General features: G+C 61.5%; 13 protein-coding genes. 6 read left to right on the forward strand and 7 right to left on the reverse strand.

Annotation, left to right across the window (positions count from 1 at the left end; all coding sequences use genetic code 11):
* The 5 genes from ACGLHR_RS22050 to ACGLHR_RS22070 form a co-directional block, all read right to left on the reverse strand.
* Positions 1 to 778: DUF1302 domain-containing protein (locus ACGLHR_RS22050; RefSeq protein ID WP_400096360.1), on the reverse strand; the 778-nt coding region annotated here is incomplete at its 3' end.
* A 72-nt stretch (positions 779 to 850) separates the two neighbouring features.
* Complete coding sequence (locus tag ACGLHR_RS22055; RefSeq protein ID WP_400096361.1) at positions 851 to 2056, reverse strand: acyl-CoA dehydrogenase family protein; 1206 nt, start codon at positions 2054 to 2056, stop codon at positions 851 to 853.
* 42 nt (positions 2057 to 2098) lie between these two features.
* Positions 2099 to 2596 (reverse strand): flavin reductase family protein, encoded by a 498-nt coding sequence (locus ACGLHR_RS22060; RefSeq protein ID WP_400096362.1) that lies wholly within the window; start codon positions 2594 to 2596, stop codon positions 2099 to 2101.
* A gap of 77 nt (positions 2597 to 2673) precedes the next feature.
* Complete coding sequence (locus ACGLHR_RS22065) at positions 2674 to 3558, reverse strand: alpha/beta fold hydrolase (RefSeq protein WP_400096363.1); 885 nt, start codon at positions 3556 to 3558, stop codon at positions 2674 to 2676.
* A 104-nt stretch (positions 3559 to 3662) separates the two neighbouring features.
* Positions 3663 to 4568 carry a VOC family protein gene (locus tag ACGLHR_RS22070; protein ID WP_400096364.1) on the reverse strand — a complete coding sequence of 302 codons (906 nt, stop codon included), beginning with the start codon at positions 4566 to 4568 and terminating at the stop codon, positions 3663 to 3665.
* A gap of 429 nt (positions 4569 to 4997) precedes the next feature.
* Here ACGLHR_RS22070 and ACGLHR_RS22075 point away from each other — a divergent pair, with 429 nt between their 5' ends.
* Both ACGLHR_RS22075 and ACGLHR_RS22080 read left to right on the forward strand, forming a co-directional pair.
* Positions 4998 to 6797, forward strand: a complete 1800-nt coding sequence (locus tag ACGLHR_RS22075; RefSeq protein WP_400096365.1) for a sigma 54-interacting transcriptional regulator — start codon at positions 4998 to 5000, stop codon at positions 6795 to 6797.
* Between the two features lie 250 nt (positions 6798 to 7047).
* Positions 7048 to 8073, forward strand: a complete 1026-nt coding sequence (locus tag ACGLHR_RS22080; protein WP_400096366.1) for an IS1595 family transposase — start codon at positions 7048 to 7050, stop codon at positions 8071 to 8073.
* Here ACGLHR_RS22080 and ACGLHR_RS22085 read toward each other — a convergent pair.
* Complete coding sequence (locus ACGLHR_RS22085) at positions 8054 to 9007, reverse strand: tripartite tricarboxylate transporter substrate binding protein (RefSeq protein ID WP_400096367.1); 954 nt, start codon at positions 9005 to 9007, stop codon at positions 8054 to 8056. The two genes, ACGLHR_RS22080 and ACGLHR_RS22085, sit on opposite strands and share 20 nt — an antisense overlap.
* A gap of 201 nt (positions 9008 to 9208) precedes the next feature.
* Positions 9209 to 10177, reverse strand: coding sequence for a Bug family tripartite tricarboxylate transporter substrate binding protein (locus ACGLHR_RS22090; protein ID WP_400096368.1), 969 nt, complete (start codon positions 10175 to 10177; stop codon positions 9209 to 9211).
* Between the two features lie 249 nt (positions 10178 to 10426).
* Between ACGLHR_RS22090 and ACGLHR_RS22095 the strand changes: the two genes are divergently transcribed.
* Genes ACGLHR_RS22095 through ACGLHR_RS22110 form a run of 4 tightly spaced genes read left to right on the forward strand, consistent with a single transcriptional unit; the run spans position 10427 to position 15123 of the window.
* The gene (locus ACGLHR_RS22095; RefSeq protein ID WP_400096369.1) at positions 10427 to 11872 is read left to right on the forward strand and encodes an FAD-dependent oxidoreductase; all 1446 of its coding nucleotides are present in this window, start codon (positions 10427 to 10429) and stop codon (positions 11870 to 11872) included.
* Between the two features lie 19 nt (positions 11873 to 11891).
* Positions 11892 to 13268 (forward strand): FAD-dependent oxidoreductase, encoded by a 1377-nt coding sequence (locus ACGLHR_RS22100; protein ID WP_400096370.1) that lies wholly within the window; start codon positions 11892 to 11894, stop codon positions 13266 to 13268.
* Positions 13265 to 14056, forward strand: a complete 792-nt coding sequence (locus tag ACGLHR_RS22105; protein ID WP_400096371.1) for a hypothetical protein — start codon at positions 13265 to 13267, stop codon at positions 14054 to 14056. The genes ACGLHR_RS22100 and ACGLHR_RS22105 overlap by 4 nt, the downstream gene beginning before the upstream one ends.
* Positions 14053 to 15123, forward strand: a complete 1071-nt coding sequence (locus ACGLHR_RS22110) for an electron transfer flavoprotein subunit alpha/FixB family protein (protein WP_400096372.1) — start codon at positions 14053 to 14055, stop codon at positions 15121 to 15123. The genes ACGLHR_RS22105 and ACGLHR_RS22110 overlap by 4 nt, the downstream gene beginning before the upstream one ends.
* Positions 15124 to 15211 lie beyond the last annotated feature (88 nt).

The following is a 15211-nucleotide window of genomic DNA, read 5'->3' on the forward strand; positions in this document are numbered from 1 at the left end:
GTGGACGAAGTCCGCCGATGACATCCTCGCCAGCATCAGGAGATTTTGTCTGCGAATTTCTGACGCAGGACACTAGTTGATAATAGCCGCCGACCGAAAACCCACGGGGCAATTGGATCTGACCCGACACTTGATTGACGGGACGCAGCAACTCCTTGAACTGCGTATTGGGCACTGAGAGCGCCTTGATGGCGTCGATCGGCGCCTGTGCGGCGGCAATGCCGTTGTTGCCAAAGAACAGGCTTTCGCCATATAGAAAGGCATGCCGGCCCAAGCGCAGGCTGGACCGGGTCTCGCCCACGTCAAACTTGCCAAACACGAAGGCATCGAGCAGTTCCGCCTTCTGCCCATGCAGCGTCTGCGTTGCATCGGTAAAGTGGTTGAACGGCACGCTGGTCGAGTTCACCGTGGAGGGCGAATCATTGTCGTTGTGCCGGTTGTAGATCGAGTCATACCACGCCGCACCACTGACTCGCGCACCGAAGTTGCGGTAGGTCAGATCAAATTCACTCAACCAGTCGAGTCGGTTCGAAATCAGGCCGCGGGAAAAGTTGCGGTCACCGTCGTCATAGTTCGCGTTACCGGTCAGCGCCGGTGAGGCTTCTTTCACGCGGACCGCCGCACTATATTTGAACGTGTTATCCCAGCGTAGCTTGGCGTCGGGTGCCAAATCCATCTCGAACGCGCCTACGCGCGATGCTGCCGTTGCGCCGATCAAGAGCAAGACCGCTGCGCAGGCCCTTGTCGGCCGATAGCTCTTTCTCTCTTCTATCATCATCGTGTCTCCTCCTCGCTTAAGGGAATACGGCCGCGCCGGTCATTCGCCGGCGCGTTTGCCCTACGGCTTCCGTCAGGCTGGCAGCGGGTCGCGCGAATAGAACAGTGGCGGGAGCGGCTGCCCGAGCAGATACCCACCAAGAACGCCAGCAGTGTCGTCTGCGTTTTGCGTGATATGGTTGGCCGCCGCGAGGGTGTCGCGCAGGATGCGCTGCATCGGGTTGTCGAGGAAAATCCCCCGCGCCGAGAGCGCCTTGAATAGCAGCAGCACCGCTTCCTCGCACTCTCGGCCGACGCGCGCGATGTCGAGCATGCTCGGGACGCGCTCGTCAAGCGGAACGAGCTCACGGCGTTCTACGTAGCGAGTGGTTTCCTGCATCATATTCAGGATTCTCGCCCGCGATGAACGCACGCGCGCCACGGCGTTCCCCAGGCGGTCTTTGACGTACGGGCTCAAACTGGCCTTGCCCCCGCCCGTGGTATCGCGGCGCGTCTGCATTTGCTCAATGAAGACATCGACGGCGCCCTGCGCCATGCCGTTGATCACCGAGGACACCGCAGCGTAGAAGATCTGGGAGAACGGATAGAGATACATCTCACCGCGCTCGCTCATGCTGTAGTCCGCGAGGCTGTGCGCACGGTGGAAGGGTACAAAAGCCTCACGCACCACCAGGCTCTTGCTACCGGTGCCGGCCAGGCCGAATGTGTGCCAGTCATCAATAATGCTGTAGTCCTTGCGCGGCACCAGCAACGAGAGGCGATCGACGGGCTGCTTGCTCTCGTCGAGAAGCATCTGCCCCAGGAAGGCCCACTGTCCATGGTCCGTGCCGCTGGACGTATGCCACGTGCCGCTGATGACATAACCGCCTTCCACCTTGCGGTAGGTACCGAACGGGGGATAGGACGATGCGACGATCACTGAGTCGTCCTTGCTCCAGACCTCGTCTCCTGCGCGCGGATCGAGATGACCGAATTCCCAGTTGTGGATGCCCAGGATCATCATGTTCCATGCGCTGCTGCAGCAGCCCCGGCCCAGTTCCATCAGGACCTTGAAGAAGACCGATGGATTCATCTCATAGCCGCCCCATCGGCGCGGCTGCAGGATACGGAAGAAGCCGGCGTCCTTAAACTGCGCGATGATATCAGCAGGCACCATGCGCTCGCGTTCGACCTCCGCCGCCCGCTGGCGCAACATCGGAATCAGCGCCCTGGCTCGTGCCACAAGCTCTTCCTCCGTGGGTACCACGTTGACTACGACTTCTTTCAGTGCTGTTTTCATGTTCTCCTCCTTGAGTAGGATTGCGGTCATCCCGGCATTGATTCAGCCGATGCGCGCGAAGCTCCCGCCGAAATACAGTAGCGGCTTACCGTCTTCGGCCGGCACCACTACTTCCATGACTTCACACAGGAAGACTGTGTGCGTTGCTGCCGGGATCACATCCTTAACCCGGCAGCCAAAAGAGACCAGCGAACCGTCCAGTATCGGTATGCCAAGCCTCCCGTCACGCCAGCCCCCATGACTGAAACGGTCCTCGCCTGCGACATCGATCACCATGCCTGCGAAACGCTTGGCGATGTTCTCCTGCGCTTCCGATAAAACATTCACGCTGAGCAATCCCGACTGCTCGATAATCTCGTGCGCTCGCACAGAGCGGTTCACGCAGACCAGCAGTTGGGCAGGCTCTGCGCTGACCGAGCAGACCGCGGTGGCAGTAAGTCCAGCACGGCGCCCCATGCTGCACGATGCGATCACCGAGCATGCGCCGGCCAGATGGCGCATGCTCGCGCGAAACGTCGGCGCATCGATATAGCTAGTCAAACGGACCGGCTCCTTGGCTTCGACTACCTGTGGAAACTGCCTCGACTGGAGCGGATGAAGCGGCGACGGCGACCCCATCAAATCCGCCCGGTGGAGAGGAACGAACGCATCACCGTGTTGAACTCGTCGGGTTGTTCATACTGCGGCCAGTGCGCCGCGTCCCCCTTCAACACGTAAAGCGAGCCGTGCCGCAGTTGGGGCAGGGCAGCCTCGGCCGCCGCCACGTCATGGATGGGGTTGTGCCGGGTCCACAGCAGCAGCGTTTCACACTGCAACTTCTCCAGGTCGATCATATCCATGCGCTGACTGTCATCGTTGGCCTTGCGCATCAGCCTGCCGAAGACGAGCGGCGCGCTCTTTTGAAAGTCCTCGCGCGAATAGAAAGCCAGACGGCTATCGATCAGTTCGTCGTCCAGAAGATTCCAGTTGCCTTCATAGATGAGCCACTGCATGCGGGCCCGCACACTTTCGCGCGTGGGCGCCTTGCCAAAATTGCGCGCGCTCAGTTCCGCCAGGTGCTGCAGATCCCGTTTTCCCTGTTCGGAGACGATAGGGATGCCACCGGACGTGTTGAGTACCATGCGCAGAACGCGCTGCGGATACTTGCAACCGAAGAAGCCGGACACCACGCCGCCGAGCGATTCGCCCGAAATATGGGCGCGCTCGATACCGAGCGCGTCCATCAATTCACGCAACTGTTCAACATAGTCGTCAATGCTGTAGTCGATGTCCGTTCTCTTTTCGGATAGGCCGTGGCCAACGTAGTCGAAAGCGATGACGTGGTAGCGATCCGCCAGCGCTGTAACGTTCTTCGCATACGCCTCCAGGTGCCCACCGATGCCATGCATCAGAATCAGGGCCTCCGCATTGCCTTTGCCGGCTTCCGCGACGCGCGTGCGGCCAAAGCGGGGGGTGTCGATATAGCGAATCTCTGCGCCTAGTAGGTCAATCCAGATACTCATTTCATCCTCCATAGGGAAATTTTGAAAGCAGCACTCCCCACCGCCACTGAGGCGGCAAGTTGCACATAAGGGTTGGAATGGCCAGCTTCGCCGGCTATGTCATCTCAGGCGGGCGCTTGCGGCGAGCGCTTGTGCCCCCAATCGCTCATCTTCGAGTAGCTGGCTACCCGCCAATTGGCCTCGTCGATCACGACGCCTCCATGGCCGAGTTCGATCGCGAAGCCGGACGGAGTGTGGACATAGAAGGAGAAGGTCCGGTCGTTAGGATGGCGGCCGAGATGCAGTGCAATCGGCAGCCCGGCTGCGAGGCAACGGTCATAGGCGAGGCCGACATCGTCCATTTCCCTGACCTGAACCATCAGGTGATTCAGGCGTTTCTCGCCCGGAATAGCCGCCGTGGCAAGCGAGTGGTGGCGCCCCGTCTTCGTGTGGAAAAAGGTCGCGTCCACGACGACGCCGGGCGCGCGCTCTTCGCGGATATAGTCGCTGACTTTCAAGCCCATCGTCTCGTGATAGAACGCCACCGATTCGCGGTAGTCACGCGCTGACGTGAGAATATGCCCAATCCCCAGCGGACCCGTTTCGAAGCCCGCACCGATCAATGCGTGCGAGCGAAACGGCTCCGTCATGGGCGCCAATTCGGGGCCGAAATAGAAGGCGTGGCGGTAGCCAACCGGATCAGTGCAGTAGTAGAGCTTCTCGACACGCCGCATTGCACGATAGTCTGAATCCGCTTGGCTCACTTTGACACCCCGCTCACGCAGCAACGCGGCATAGCGGTCCAGCTCATCCTCCGTCGCAAATTCCCATCCTGCTTCGAGGATATCGTCCTCGCCACTCTGCTCGAGCACGATGCGTTGCGCATAGTCGTCCATGCGAAGCACTAGCGAACGGCCTGCCTCGCGCCGGTCCACTTGGAAGCCGATCAGATTTCTTGCGAAGTCAGCCCACGCACCCAGATCGCTTACGCCAAGGATTAGATATCCCAGGCTTGAGATTCCAGCAGTCATGTCTCCCACTCCTTGATGGGCTTATGCCCAATCTTTTACATCTTTCGTAAATCGGCTATTGCTGTCGTGCCCATTCACTTTGGCGGGCACCGCTTGCGCGGTGCGGTTGCGATTCTGATGAAGCGCTATCCCTGTAGAGCAATCGGCGTGCCAGCCATGTGAACGCGATTGACGAGGTCCACGTCGATGCCCGCAGATCCGCCTGGCATCTAGCTCCGCGGGAGATGCCCACACTTTTTCATTCGCCGAGATACGCCCACCCCGTCGGACCATAAGTCAGAATTTGATGAAGATGCGGGTGCGCGCAGCGCCACCCGTTCGGAATTTCACGCATTGACACGCTGGAGGGGGGGTGTCGTAACATCGCAGCGTACGCTCAGGAAGGCGCCGGTTAGAGGCTCAACCAGAGCAAGAAACCCAGGAGACTGCATGAACGGTGTACACACACCAGAGGACGAAGCCGCCCGAGCGCCACGCGAGTTTGCGCTGCTTGACGCCATGGACTTCACTGACATTGCTGAGCAATTGCATTTCAATCCGGTGGAAGGACGCATCTGGCTGCAAGATCGGCGTATGGTCCTGCTTCCCTCGGAGATCCTTGGTGCCATGCGGCGCGAGCTCATCGAATTGCTTGGCCAAGACGCGGCTAGGGGAATGATGACGCGGCTCGGCTATTCCATCGGGTCCCGCGACGCCGAACTGGCCTGGAGCGTGCGCGGTAACCAATCGCAACTGGACATCATCGCTGCGGGTGCGCAGTTCCATGCGCTCCAAGGCTTCGTCCAACCCGAACCGGTACACATCGAAATCGACAGTACCCGGGGGTATTGCTACTCGGAGTTCTTTTGGAATCATGGATGCGAGGACGAAGTGCATCTGTCTAGCTTCGGCGTGGGTACCGAGGCAGCCTGTTGGCTGGGCGTTGGCTATACGTGCGGCTTTCTGAGCAAGATAATGGGCAAGCGTATTCTCGCCAGAGAGGTCGAATGCCGCGCCATGGGTCAGACGAAGTGCAGGGTCATCGCCAAGCCGCTGGAGAACTGGGAAGACCCAGAGGAAGATCTGCGCTTTCTCGCCGCCACGCCACTCCAGCCCCAACCTTTAAGGAAGCTGTTCAGCGTCCCGCTTGCGGCGCCAGAATCCGCGCGACAAGCCGCAACGGAGCCTCGCGCACCTTCGAAACTGGAACTCGTTGGTGCCTCCGCGGGATTTACCACCGTATTGCACAAGGTGAGACGTGTCGCTTCCACGAAGGCGACGGTCCTGCTGCTTGGCGAAAGCGGCGTGGGCAAGAGCGCCGTCGCACGAGAGGTACATCGTCATAGCAACCGGGCGGACAAATCGTTCATCGAGATCAACTGCGCCGCCATTCCTGAACAGCTAATTGAATCGGAGCTGTTTGGCGTCGAGCGGGGCGCCTATTCTGGCGCGACAGAATCGAGGGCGGGACGGTTCGAAGCGGCGAATGGCGGTACGCTGTTTCTCGACGAAATTGGCATTCTCAGTCCGAGCGCCCAGGGCAAGCTGCTGCGCGTGCTGCAGACCGGCGAGTTCGAAAGGCTGGGCTCCACGCGCACTATCAAGCTCGACGTGCGCGTGGTCGCTGCAACCAACGAGAACCTCCCCGAGGCCGTGAAAGCGGGCCGTTTCCGTGAAGACCTCTTCTATCGGATCAATGTTTTCCCGATCTTGATCCCACCGCTGCGCGAGCGCCGCGACGACCTTCCCCTGCTTCTCGAGTCCTTTATGAAGCGATTCTCAGATATGCATGACCGCCATGTCTCTGGCATCACACCGCGCGCACTACAGGCGGTACTGAACTACAAATGGCCTGGCAATATCCGGGAATTGGAGAATGTCGTCGAGCGTGGCATGATCTTGGCCGAGCCGGCCGAATCGCTTGATCTTCGCCATCTGTTCAGCGTCGATGCCACCTTGGGGACGTCCAGTCTGATGCGGCTCACCGAGTCCGGTGCGCTCGCAAAAGATCTAGGCACTCCACAAATTGACGAACCTGTCGCGTACAGCCACATGGCGGGCTCGAGCGACTTGGACCGCTGGGCGCGCGATGCGTTGCGGCAACAGGCCGTGACCATCTCGACCGTCGAAGACGCACTAGTCAATGCCGCAATCAGCGAGGCTGGCGGGAATATCTCGAAGGCAGCAGCAAGGCTCGGGCTCACCCGGGCACAACTCGATTATCGGGTCAAGCGCTGCGGGCGGCCATAGCGCCCGATGGAGTGCACGCCTGCATGCACCGACGCGCACTCCATTGCCCCCCAACCGAGCCGGATAAGTGCTTTCCACCCGATGTGCTATCCGCAAAAAATGCTCTGATCATCAGTCTATTCTGACATTGCCCTCGCGCACGACCTTGCGCCATTTCTCCAGTTCAGATCGGTAGAACCGTGCTTATCCGGTTGTCTCCCAAGCCCTCTACCGATAGTATGTTGGTCATCTGTGCCAACCCGGGGCAACCATGGTTATTGACGTGCTTGACCGAGGCGATCTGCCGTTTCCGGGCTCGCTGCCGGAGTTTCAGCGGATGTTTCCAGACGAAGCGGCATGCATGGCCTACCTTGAGCGCGCTCGATGGAGCGATGGGTTCATTTGTGACCACTGTGGCTTGCTTGGTGAGCCGTACCGCTTTGCCAATCGCCCCGGCGTTTTCCGTTGTCGCCATTGCACACGCGACACGAGCCTCACTGCTGGCACCGTCATGGAGCGCACGCACACACCGCTGTCGGTTTGGTTCTGGGCGGCGTATCTGGTCGCCAGTCAGACGCCTGGCATGTCGGCCGTTCAGTTCCAGCGCCAACTCGGCCTGTCGCGTTACGAGACCGCCTTCCAGATACTCCACAAGTTGCGCGCCGGCATGGTGCGCCCCGACCAGGATCGGATCGGTGGCAAGCCTGAGGAACACGTCGAGGCCGATGAGGCCTACGTCGGTGGGCGTACTCGCGGCAAAGGCAGGGGCGTGCACGACATGGTTCTTGTGGCCGGCGCTATCGAGGTTCGGCAACGCAAGCTTGCCGGCAGCCGCAACAAACGCAAGAGCGGACGGTATGCCGGACGAGTTCGGCTCGCTCTGGTTCCTGACCGAAGTGCCCGGTCGCTGGGCGGATTCATCGAGCGTACCGTTGCACCCGGCGCAACCATCATCACCGACGACTGGAGCGGTTATGCCAAGCTGGGCGAGCGCGGCTATGGCCATATCGCCATCGCGCAGCGCGGTGACATGCAAGTGGCCGAAACCTTCCTGCCGATCATTCACCTTGTGTTCTCCAATCTCAAGACCTGGCTGCGCGGTATTCATCACGGTGTCAGCCCGCAGCACCTACAAGCCTATCTCAACGAATTCACCTTCCGCTTCAACCGCCGTTTCTATCCCTTCAACGCGTTTCGCTCCCTGCTCGGCATCGCTGGTGACGTCACCGCGCCGACCTATGCCGAGCTCTATGCCAAAAAATCGCTACCCACTACATCTAGTAGGTTTGGGAGCTAACCGGATGACTACTTCCGACTGGATCCGCGCCAACGGCCAGCAGCGATTCACGCACCGACGGATCCTTGAGCGCTTCTGCTGTTTCCTGGTTCAAGCGCGTAACGATTTCCTTCGGCGTTCCGGCCGGCACGAAGAATCCAAACCAAGATGTTGCGTCGAACCCGACCACCCCCATTTCATGCAGCGTCGGAATCTCCGGTGCGACTTTAGATCGCTGCTTGCTACTCACGCCGAGAGCACGTAGTTTGCCGGCTTTGACCAGAGGTAGCGTAGTGATGATGTTATCGAAAGTGATGGGCACCACATCCGCCAGGACATCCGACATTGCCGCCGATGCGCCCTTATAGGGAACGTGCGATAGATGGATGCCGACCGTGCTGGTAAACAACTCGGTAAACAGGTGCGCGCCGGATCCGTTTCCCGCGCTTGCATAGAACAGCTCTTTCGACCCTTGCTGCGATGGCGAACTCGCCCCAGCGATCAAGCCCTTGACGGACTTGAATGGCGACTTGGGATTGACGACCAGCAAGAATGGTGATGACGCGATCATCGAAACGGGTATCAGATCTCGCAGCGGATCGAAGCTCAGCTTGGGATAGAGGCTGGGATTGATGGACAGGGCAATGGTGCCGAGCAGGATCGAATAGCCATCGGCGGGCGCGTGCGCGACCATGTCCGCTGCTATGTTGCTGGCGGCACCAGGTCGGTTGTCGACGATGACCGGTTGTCCCAGCCGTTCGCTCAGTTTCCGCCCTACCGCGCGGGCAGCCATATCGGATGCGCCACCAGCAGGAAAGCCCACGACAACACGAATTGGCTTGTCTGGATAGGCAAGCGGTTGTGCCGACGCGGCTCCCGGCTTTATGCCGGGACACAGAAGACAGAAGGCCGCCACTGTCTTGGCCAGCCGCATTGCGAGTTTGAGTGCTGACATCGAAGTCCCGGTTGTTGATATCATTCTTTTACTATTGATCTCGTGGCTCGCTCGTTACCATTGGCCAAGTGGGCCGCTAACAGCCACGACGCGACACTGGTGCAGTGACGCGCGCGTCCGCCACGCGAGGAACCGCTGCAGATGGCCAGGCATTCCGCCAGGAGCGCGCGGCGGCCGGCGCGGACATCCGCTCGGAAGCCCTCAGTCGAGGCGAATATCTGCTTTCTTGATCGCCACCCCCCAGCGCTGGTATTCGGATGCCAGCATCTTGCGGATCTCTCCGGGTGTCCCGCCGTCCGGAAGCACCGACATGCGCTGCATGGCTTCCACGAACGGGCGATCGCGTACCACCTTGTCTATCTCCGAGTTCAGCTTCTCTACGAGCCCCGACGGCACCCCTGCCGGCGCCACTACCACCAGCCATGTGCCGCCGATAACGTCGATGCCACGCTCCTTGAGCGTGGGAACGCGCGGCACTTCCGGCAGGCGCTCCGGCGCTGCTACCGCGAGAATTCTGGCCTTCCCGCTCCGGTGATAGGGGGCGGCAATGGAAACCGGGATCATCAAAGCGTCAATCTGACCCGCGGCCAGCGCCGCCAACGCTGGCGCCGCGCCAGTGAAGGGGACATGCATCATGTCAACACCGGTGGCCGCTTTGTACATTTCCATCGCAACCTGGGAAGAGCTACCGACCCCCCAGGATCCATATGACATGCGGCCGCCGGCCTGCTTTGCATAGGCCGTAAATGCTTCGACGGAGTCGGCTGGCACGCTAGCGCCGACCACAAGTGCATAGGGAAATGAGCCGATGCGGCCCACGGGTTCGAACTGTCGAAACGCGTCGTAGCTGACTTTTCTGTAGACCTGCGGATTGATGGCATGTGTCTCGACCGAAGCGATGCCCAGGGTGTAGCCGTCCGGCGTCGCGCGCGACGTCAACTCCGTCCCGATCATGCCGTTCGCGCCCGGCCGGTTCTCCACCACGACGTTCTGCCCCAATCGTTCGGACAAGTGCTTGGCAAAAACCCGCACCACGACGTCGGTGCCGCCGCCGGCTGGCCAGGGCACGACCAGACGCACTGGGCGGCTTGGAAAGCTATCTGCAAATGCCGTGGGAATCACCAGCACGGTGGCGGCCAGCAGCAAGCATCGGCGGAATCGGCTAATCATCGTCAAGTCTCCTCTTTGTTGTCCTACAAACGTCTCTTCTGCGATTGGCTCAATCTACGGCGCCCCGTCGCCGAAGCACAGCCGCGCCGACCAAATATGTCTTTCAATTTTCCTGAAATGTGCGGGGTCCGCGAGATGGGTAGCGGGGCTTTTCGGCTTTTTCGAAAGGCGATTTCGCCGCCTTGGACTGTCGTACGGCGGTGCCCCGGCCTATGCTGCGCCGGTATCAGCTCAATGGGGAAACGCGAAATGAACGAGAACTTCGATGTGGTGGTGGTGGGTTGTGGCGTGGCGGGGCTATCTGCAGCGGTAAGCGCCGCGCAAGCTGACTTGAACGTTTGCGTGCTGGAACGTGCCACCAGGGATGAGCGCGGCGGGCAAAGCCGCTATACCGAAGCCTACTTGCGCATGAAGAGCCACACTGAGGTGTCGGACGACTTTGAAGAGCACTTGGCGGTCCATTCGGGAAAATATCTGGACCCCGACCTCACCGCTGAGATGGCGCTTGACCCTGCCTCCTGGTCTCAGACAACACGTTCACTGGCAGTGGCGGACGCCGACACGTTGGATGCATTCGCTACGCACGTGCCCACTGCCATTGGCTGGCTGGGCGATATCGGTGTGCGCTTCGACTTCCTTCCGACCCAGTTCCTCACCAGCGCGCAGCCTCGGCTATTGCCGGTCGGCGGCGGCGCCGCCATCGTCGAGGCGCTGGCGACGCGCGCAGAGGCGCTGGGCGTGTCGTTCCAGTATGAATGCACTGCGCGCGATCTGATGCTGGACAGCGCGGGTGCCGCCGCAGGCGTGGTCGCATGGCAAAACGGCGTGGGCCTGCGTCGTTTCGCCGGCGCCGTGGTACTGGCTTCTGGCGGCTTCGAAGGCAACCCCGAAATGCTGGCGCGCTACCTTGGCCCCCGCGCAGTCAACCTGCGCCCGGTTTGCAAGGGCGGCTACTATAACAAGGGAGAAGGCATCGCCATGGCATTGCGCGCAGGAGCCGCCCCGTGCGGCGAGTTCGGCAGCTACCATGCGGAGCCGGTCGATCCGCGCTCGGGCGTGTCGGAGCCATCGATCTTTATTTTCCCTTATGGGATCCTGGTCAACCGCCGCGGCGAACGCTTCACCGACGAAGCCCCGGGCACGGTGGACGCGTGGTACGAGCGCGTGACACGGCGCATCTATGAGCAGGACGACGGCATCGCCTACGTCATCCTGGATCAGCGCGTCAAGGACATCCCTAACTATAAACTGGCGATCCGTACCGACCAGCCGGCCATCGAGGCACCCACGCTGGAAGCGCTGGCCGCGCAACTGGAATTGCCGGCCGAACGCCTCATGCGCACGGTCGCCGACTACAACGCGGCGTGCCACGAGGGCCGGTATGACCCGCTGGTGGCGGACGGATTAAGCACTGCCGCCCTGGAGCCGCGCAAGTCCAACTGGGCGCTGCCGGTAAATCTGGGCCCCTACTTCGCCTACCCGATCATCTCCGCCAACGTCTTCACTTTCGGCGGACTCAAGGTGGACGGCACCGCGCGCGTGCTCAACACCGATGGCGCACCGATTCCTGGCTTGTACGCCGCCGGCGAGACGGTCGGCATGTACTACACGAACTACACAGGCGCGACTTCCGTCCTCAAAGGCATCGTGTTCGGCAAGCTAGCTGGCGAAGCGATCGCCCAGACCTTTCAATAATCTGCGGAAGACTGTCATCTTGAATACCGATCTGCTCATCATTGGCGGCGGCATGGCGGGCCTGTCCGCCGCGCTGGAAGCCGCACAACTCGGCGCCACCGTCACGCTGCTGGAAAAGCAGCCGGAGCTCGGCGGCTCCTCGGTCATGAGCGGGGGCTGTCTCGCTTTCGCCGGCACCGACCTGCAGAGGAACTGTGGCGTGGACGACAGCGACAGTCTGCTTTTTTCCGATCTACGCGAAGTTGGCGGCTTTGAAAACGACGAAGCGCTGGTGCGCGCCTATGTCGAACATCAACTGCATACGTACCGATGGCTCTGCGGCAATGGCGTGGTGTTCGGCAAAGGCATCGAGACCTCGTCCGGCCAGTCGGTGCCACGCGTGCACTCCGTCGATCCGGCCGACGCAATACGACAACTTGCGGCGGCCTGCGTCCGAACCGGCAGAGTGACCGTCCACCTGAACGCCCGTGCGCAGCGCTTGCTCCGCGAGGCCGACGGCCGCTTCAGCGGCGTGCGCGCCACGATCGACGGCCAGTCGCGCGAAATCCACGCGCGCCGTGGCGTCGTACTTACCAGCGGCGGATTCTGCCGCAACGCTGAAATGGTCCATCGCTTCGCGCCGCAATATGACGAAGCGGTCTTCATCGGCGGCGAGGGCAATGTCGGCGATGGCATGAAGATGGCAATGGAGTTCGGCGCCGACCTGCGCGACATGGCGTATATCAAGGGGACCTACGGCAAGCACCCGATTGACGAGACTAACCACCATAGCTGTCTGGCGGTCTACAAAGGGGCGATCGCGGTCAACCAGGACGGCAAGCGCTTTGTCGACGAATCCATATCCTACAAGCTGCTCGGCGATGCCGCGATCCGCCAGCCCTATGGCGCAACCTTCCAGATCCTCGACCAACGCATTATGGACAGCGGCGACGACAGCGTGCGGATCCTGGACTTTCAGCGACGCCACCAAGAAGGCTTGTTCATAGAAGCCGACTCGCTTGCCGAGCTTGCGCGCAAGATCGAGGTGCCCGAGGCTGTGCTGCAGCAGACCGTCGATCAGTACAACACCGATGTGGACGCTGGCCAGGACAGTGTATTCGGCCGCGCCACCTTGGTCCATCACCACGGCCGGCCGTGCCGAATCGAGCAGGCGCCGTTCTATGCATACCCGTCGACCGCAGCGGTATTCGGTACATACTGCGGCATCCGGGTCACGCCCCAAATGGAGGTGATGAACGTCTTCGACGAAGCGCTGCCTGGCCTGTTCGCGGCGGGTGAAGTGGTGGGCGGCTTCCACGGCGCGGCCTATATGACCGGTACCGCACTGGGCAAGGCCACCGTGTTTGGACGCATCGCCGCGCGATCGGCACTGAAGGGCGAAGCGAGGCACGCATGAACACCATCGCCCTGCTAGCCAGCGTGCTAGACGCCAAATGGGCGCTACCACCGGACGCTGACTACCTGGCCAGCCCGGATAGCCTAGCTGCCATACCCCGCAAGCTTAGCCCCTTCGATGAGGCGGCGCTCGAAGTCGCGCTCAAGCTGCGCGACGCCGATCCGGCAACGCGAATCTCTGTCTATATGCCGGATGGCCCAGGCGCCGAAGGCTTGATGCGCGGGGTGGCCGCGCACAAGCCGGATATCGCGGCCAGGCTGGCAGTCCCGGAAGCCCTGCGCTGGGATGCCTATGCGCTGGCAAATAGCATCCGTGCGCAGCTAGCGCCCATCGTTGAAGGTCCCGCGTTGTGGCTGGTTGGCCGTGAGTTCGGCGACCTGGACGACGGCGTGTTCGCGTCCGCCCTGGCACGAGCGCTCGGGATCGGCCTGATTGCCATGACCGAAGGCATCCAGGCAGACGACCAGGGTGCCCTGCGCGCTCAGCGAACGCGCGGCGAGACGGTAGAACGCATCGCACTTCCAGACCAATGCGTGGTCTCCATCACCAACGATGCTGGCAACAAGCTCAGGCATCCGCTGATGAAGAATGTGATGCTAGCCAAGAAGCTGAACGTGACCTGCTTAGCGGCACCGGTTTCGCAACCGCCCGCGCGCATAGTGCCCATTGCATTGGCAGGGAATGCACGGGAGCACTCGTCAAAGGGCGCTCCTATTCCCACCGCCGCCGGCATTGCTGCGCAAGTCGAAGCCGTCTTCCAGTTTCTCTCCGCCTCCTATCCGACATGATGCCCCCTACCGTTCCACGTTGCCTTGCCGTACTGATCACCGATGACAGCGATGCCCACGCACACGAGCGCCACGCCCGGGCCGTACTTGACGCCGTACGCGGGAGCGGCAGGGCCGCGCAAGCCATCGCCGTGCTCGTCGGCGGGGAGCACGATGATGCGCTGGTGGCACGAATCGCAGCGCTAGGCTATGCCCGCGTGGTGTTGGTGACCGCTTGCGGCCTGCGCTTGCCCGTGCTGGCGTCCGACGTAGCGAAGGTGCTCGCCGAGGCTTTGACGCAAGGTGCACTGGCACCACTGTGCGTGGAGGACTTGCTGTGCTTCGCCGCGGGGGCCATCGGGGAGGAAGCTGCTGCGACCCTCGCGATGGCGCACGAAGCGATGGCGCTTGGCCGGGTGCATGCGCTCACCTTCGATGGCCGCACCCTGCTTGCCGCCAAGGCTGTGTTCGGCGGTCGCTCCCAGGTCACCATTCGCGCTGACTATGGCCCGTGGCTCTGCGCATTCCGTGGCGTCGGGAATAGCGCTACAGCGCGGACGCCCGGCAATACCAGCGCGTATCCAAGTGCCGCCGCACAGGTGGCGCCAGCGGAGATCGTACGCGAATCGTATGCGCCCCCGGCATCCGCTCCCGACGAAATCACCGTGTACCCCAGCACCTCGCAGCGGCGCCCGGTGGAGACTGCCCGCTTGGTCGTCAGCGGCGGTCGCGGCATGCGATCAGCGGAGGGCTTCGCCTTGCTGGAACAACTCGCCGCACACTATGAAGGCGCGGTCGGTGCGAGCCTGCCAGCCGTCGATGCCGGCTGGCTGCCAGTAACACACCAGGTCGGCCAATCGGGCAAGTTCGTCACGCCAAGGGTCTACGTTGCCGTTGGGATCTCTGGCACACCCCAACACTTGGCGGGGATCGGCGATGAGTCGAGCATCGTGGCTATCAATAACGATCCGGACGCGGAGATATTCAAGCACGCGGATCTTGGGGTGGTGGGTGAATGGGAGCAGATTCTTCCCGCCCTGATCGCGCGACTCGCGTCAGCCAGAGCGCAGGTGTGGACCGCAGCGTGACTGCAGCCAAGCGGTGCTCCATGACGATGCACGAAGTCGGCTAACATATGGCCCGCTGATTGACTATCTGGATCGGTATGCGGGCGAG

Source organism: Cupriavidus sp. CuC1 (genome assembly GCF_044627735.1).
Taxonomy (GTDB): domain Bacteria; phylum Pseudomonadota; class Gammaproteobacteria; order Burkholderiales; family Burkholderiaceae; genus Cupriavidus; species Cupriavidus ulmosensis.

Coding starts and splice junctions, on each gene's coding strand:
- ACGLHR_RS22065 (WP_400096363.1), bottom strand. CDS start 3,558: ATGAGTATCTGGATTGACCTACTAGGCGCAGAGATTCGCTATATCGAC.
- ACGLHR_RS22075 (WP_400096365.1), top strand. CDS start 4,998: ATGAACGGTGTACACACACCAGAGGACGAAGCCGCCCGAGCGCCACGC.
- ACGLHR_RS22070 (WP_400096364.1), bottom strand. CDS start 4,568: ATGACTGCTGGAATCTCAAGCCTGGGATATCTAATCCTTGGCGTAAGC.
- ACGLHR_RS22085 (WP_400096367.1), bottom strand. CDS start 9,007: ATGTCAGCACTCAAACTCGCAATGCGGCTGGCCAAGACAGTGGCGGCC.
- ACGLHR_RS22055 (WP_400096361.1), bottom strand. CDS start 2,056: ATGAAAACAGCACTGAAAGAAGTCGTAGTCAACGTGGTACCCACGGAG.
- ACGLHR_RS22090 (WP_400096368.1), bottom strand. CDS start 10,177: ATGATTAGCCGATTCCGCCGATGCTTGCTGCTGGCCGCCACCGTGCTG.
- ACGLHR_RS22095 (WP_400096369.1), top strand. CDS start 10,427: ATGAACGAGAACTTCGATGTGGTGGTGGTGGGTTGTGGCGTGGCGGGG.
- ACGLHR_RS22110 (WP_400096372.1), top strand. CDS start 14,053: ATGATGCCCCCTACCGTTCCACGTTGCCTTGCCGTACTGATCACCGAT.
- ACGLHR_RS22105 (WP_400096371.1), top strand. CDS start 13,265: ATGAACACCATCGCCCTGCTAGCCAGCGTGCTAGACGCCAAATGGGCG.
- ACGLHR_RS22080 (WP_400096366.1), top strand. CDS start 7,048: ATGGTTATTGACGTGCTTGACCGAGGCGATCTGCCGTTTCCGGGCTCG.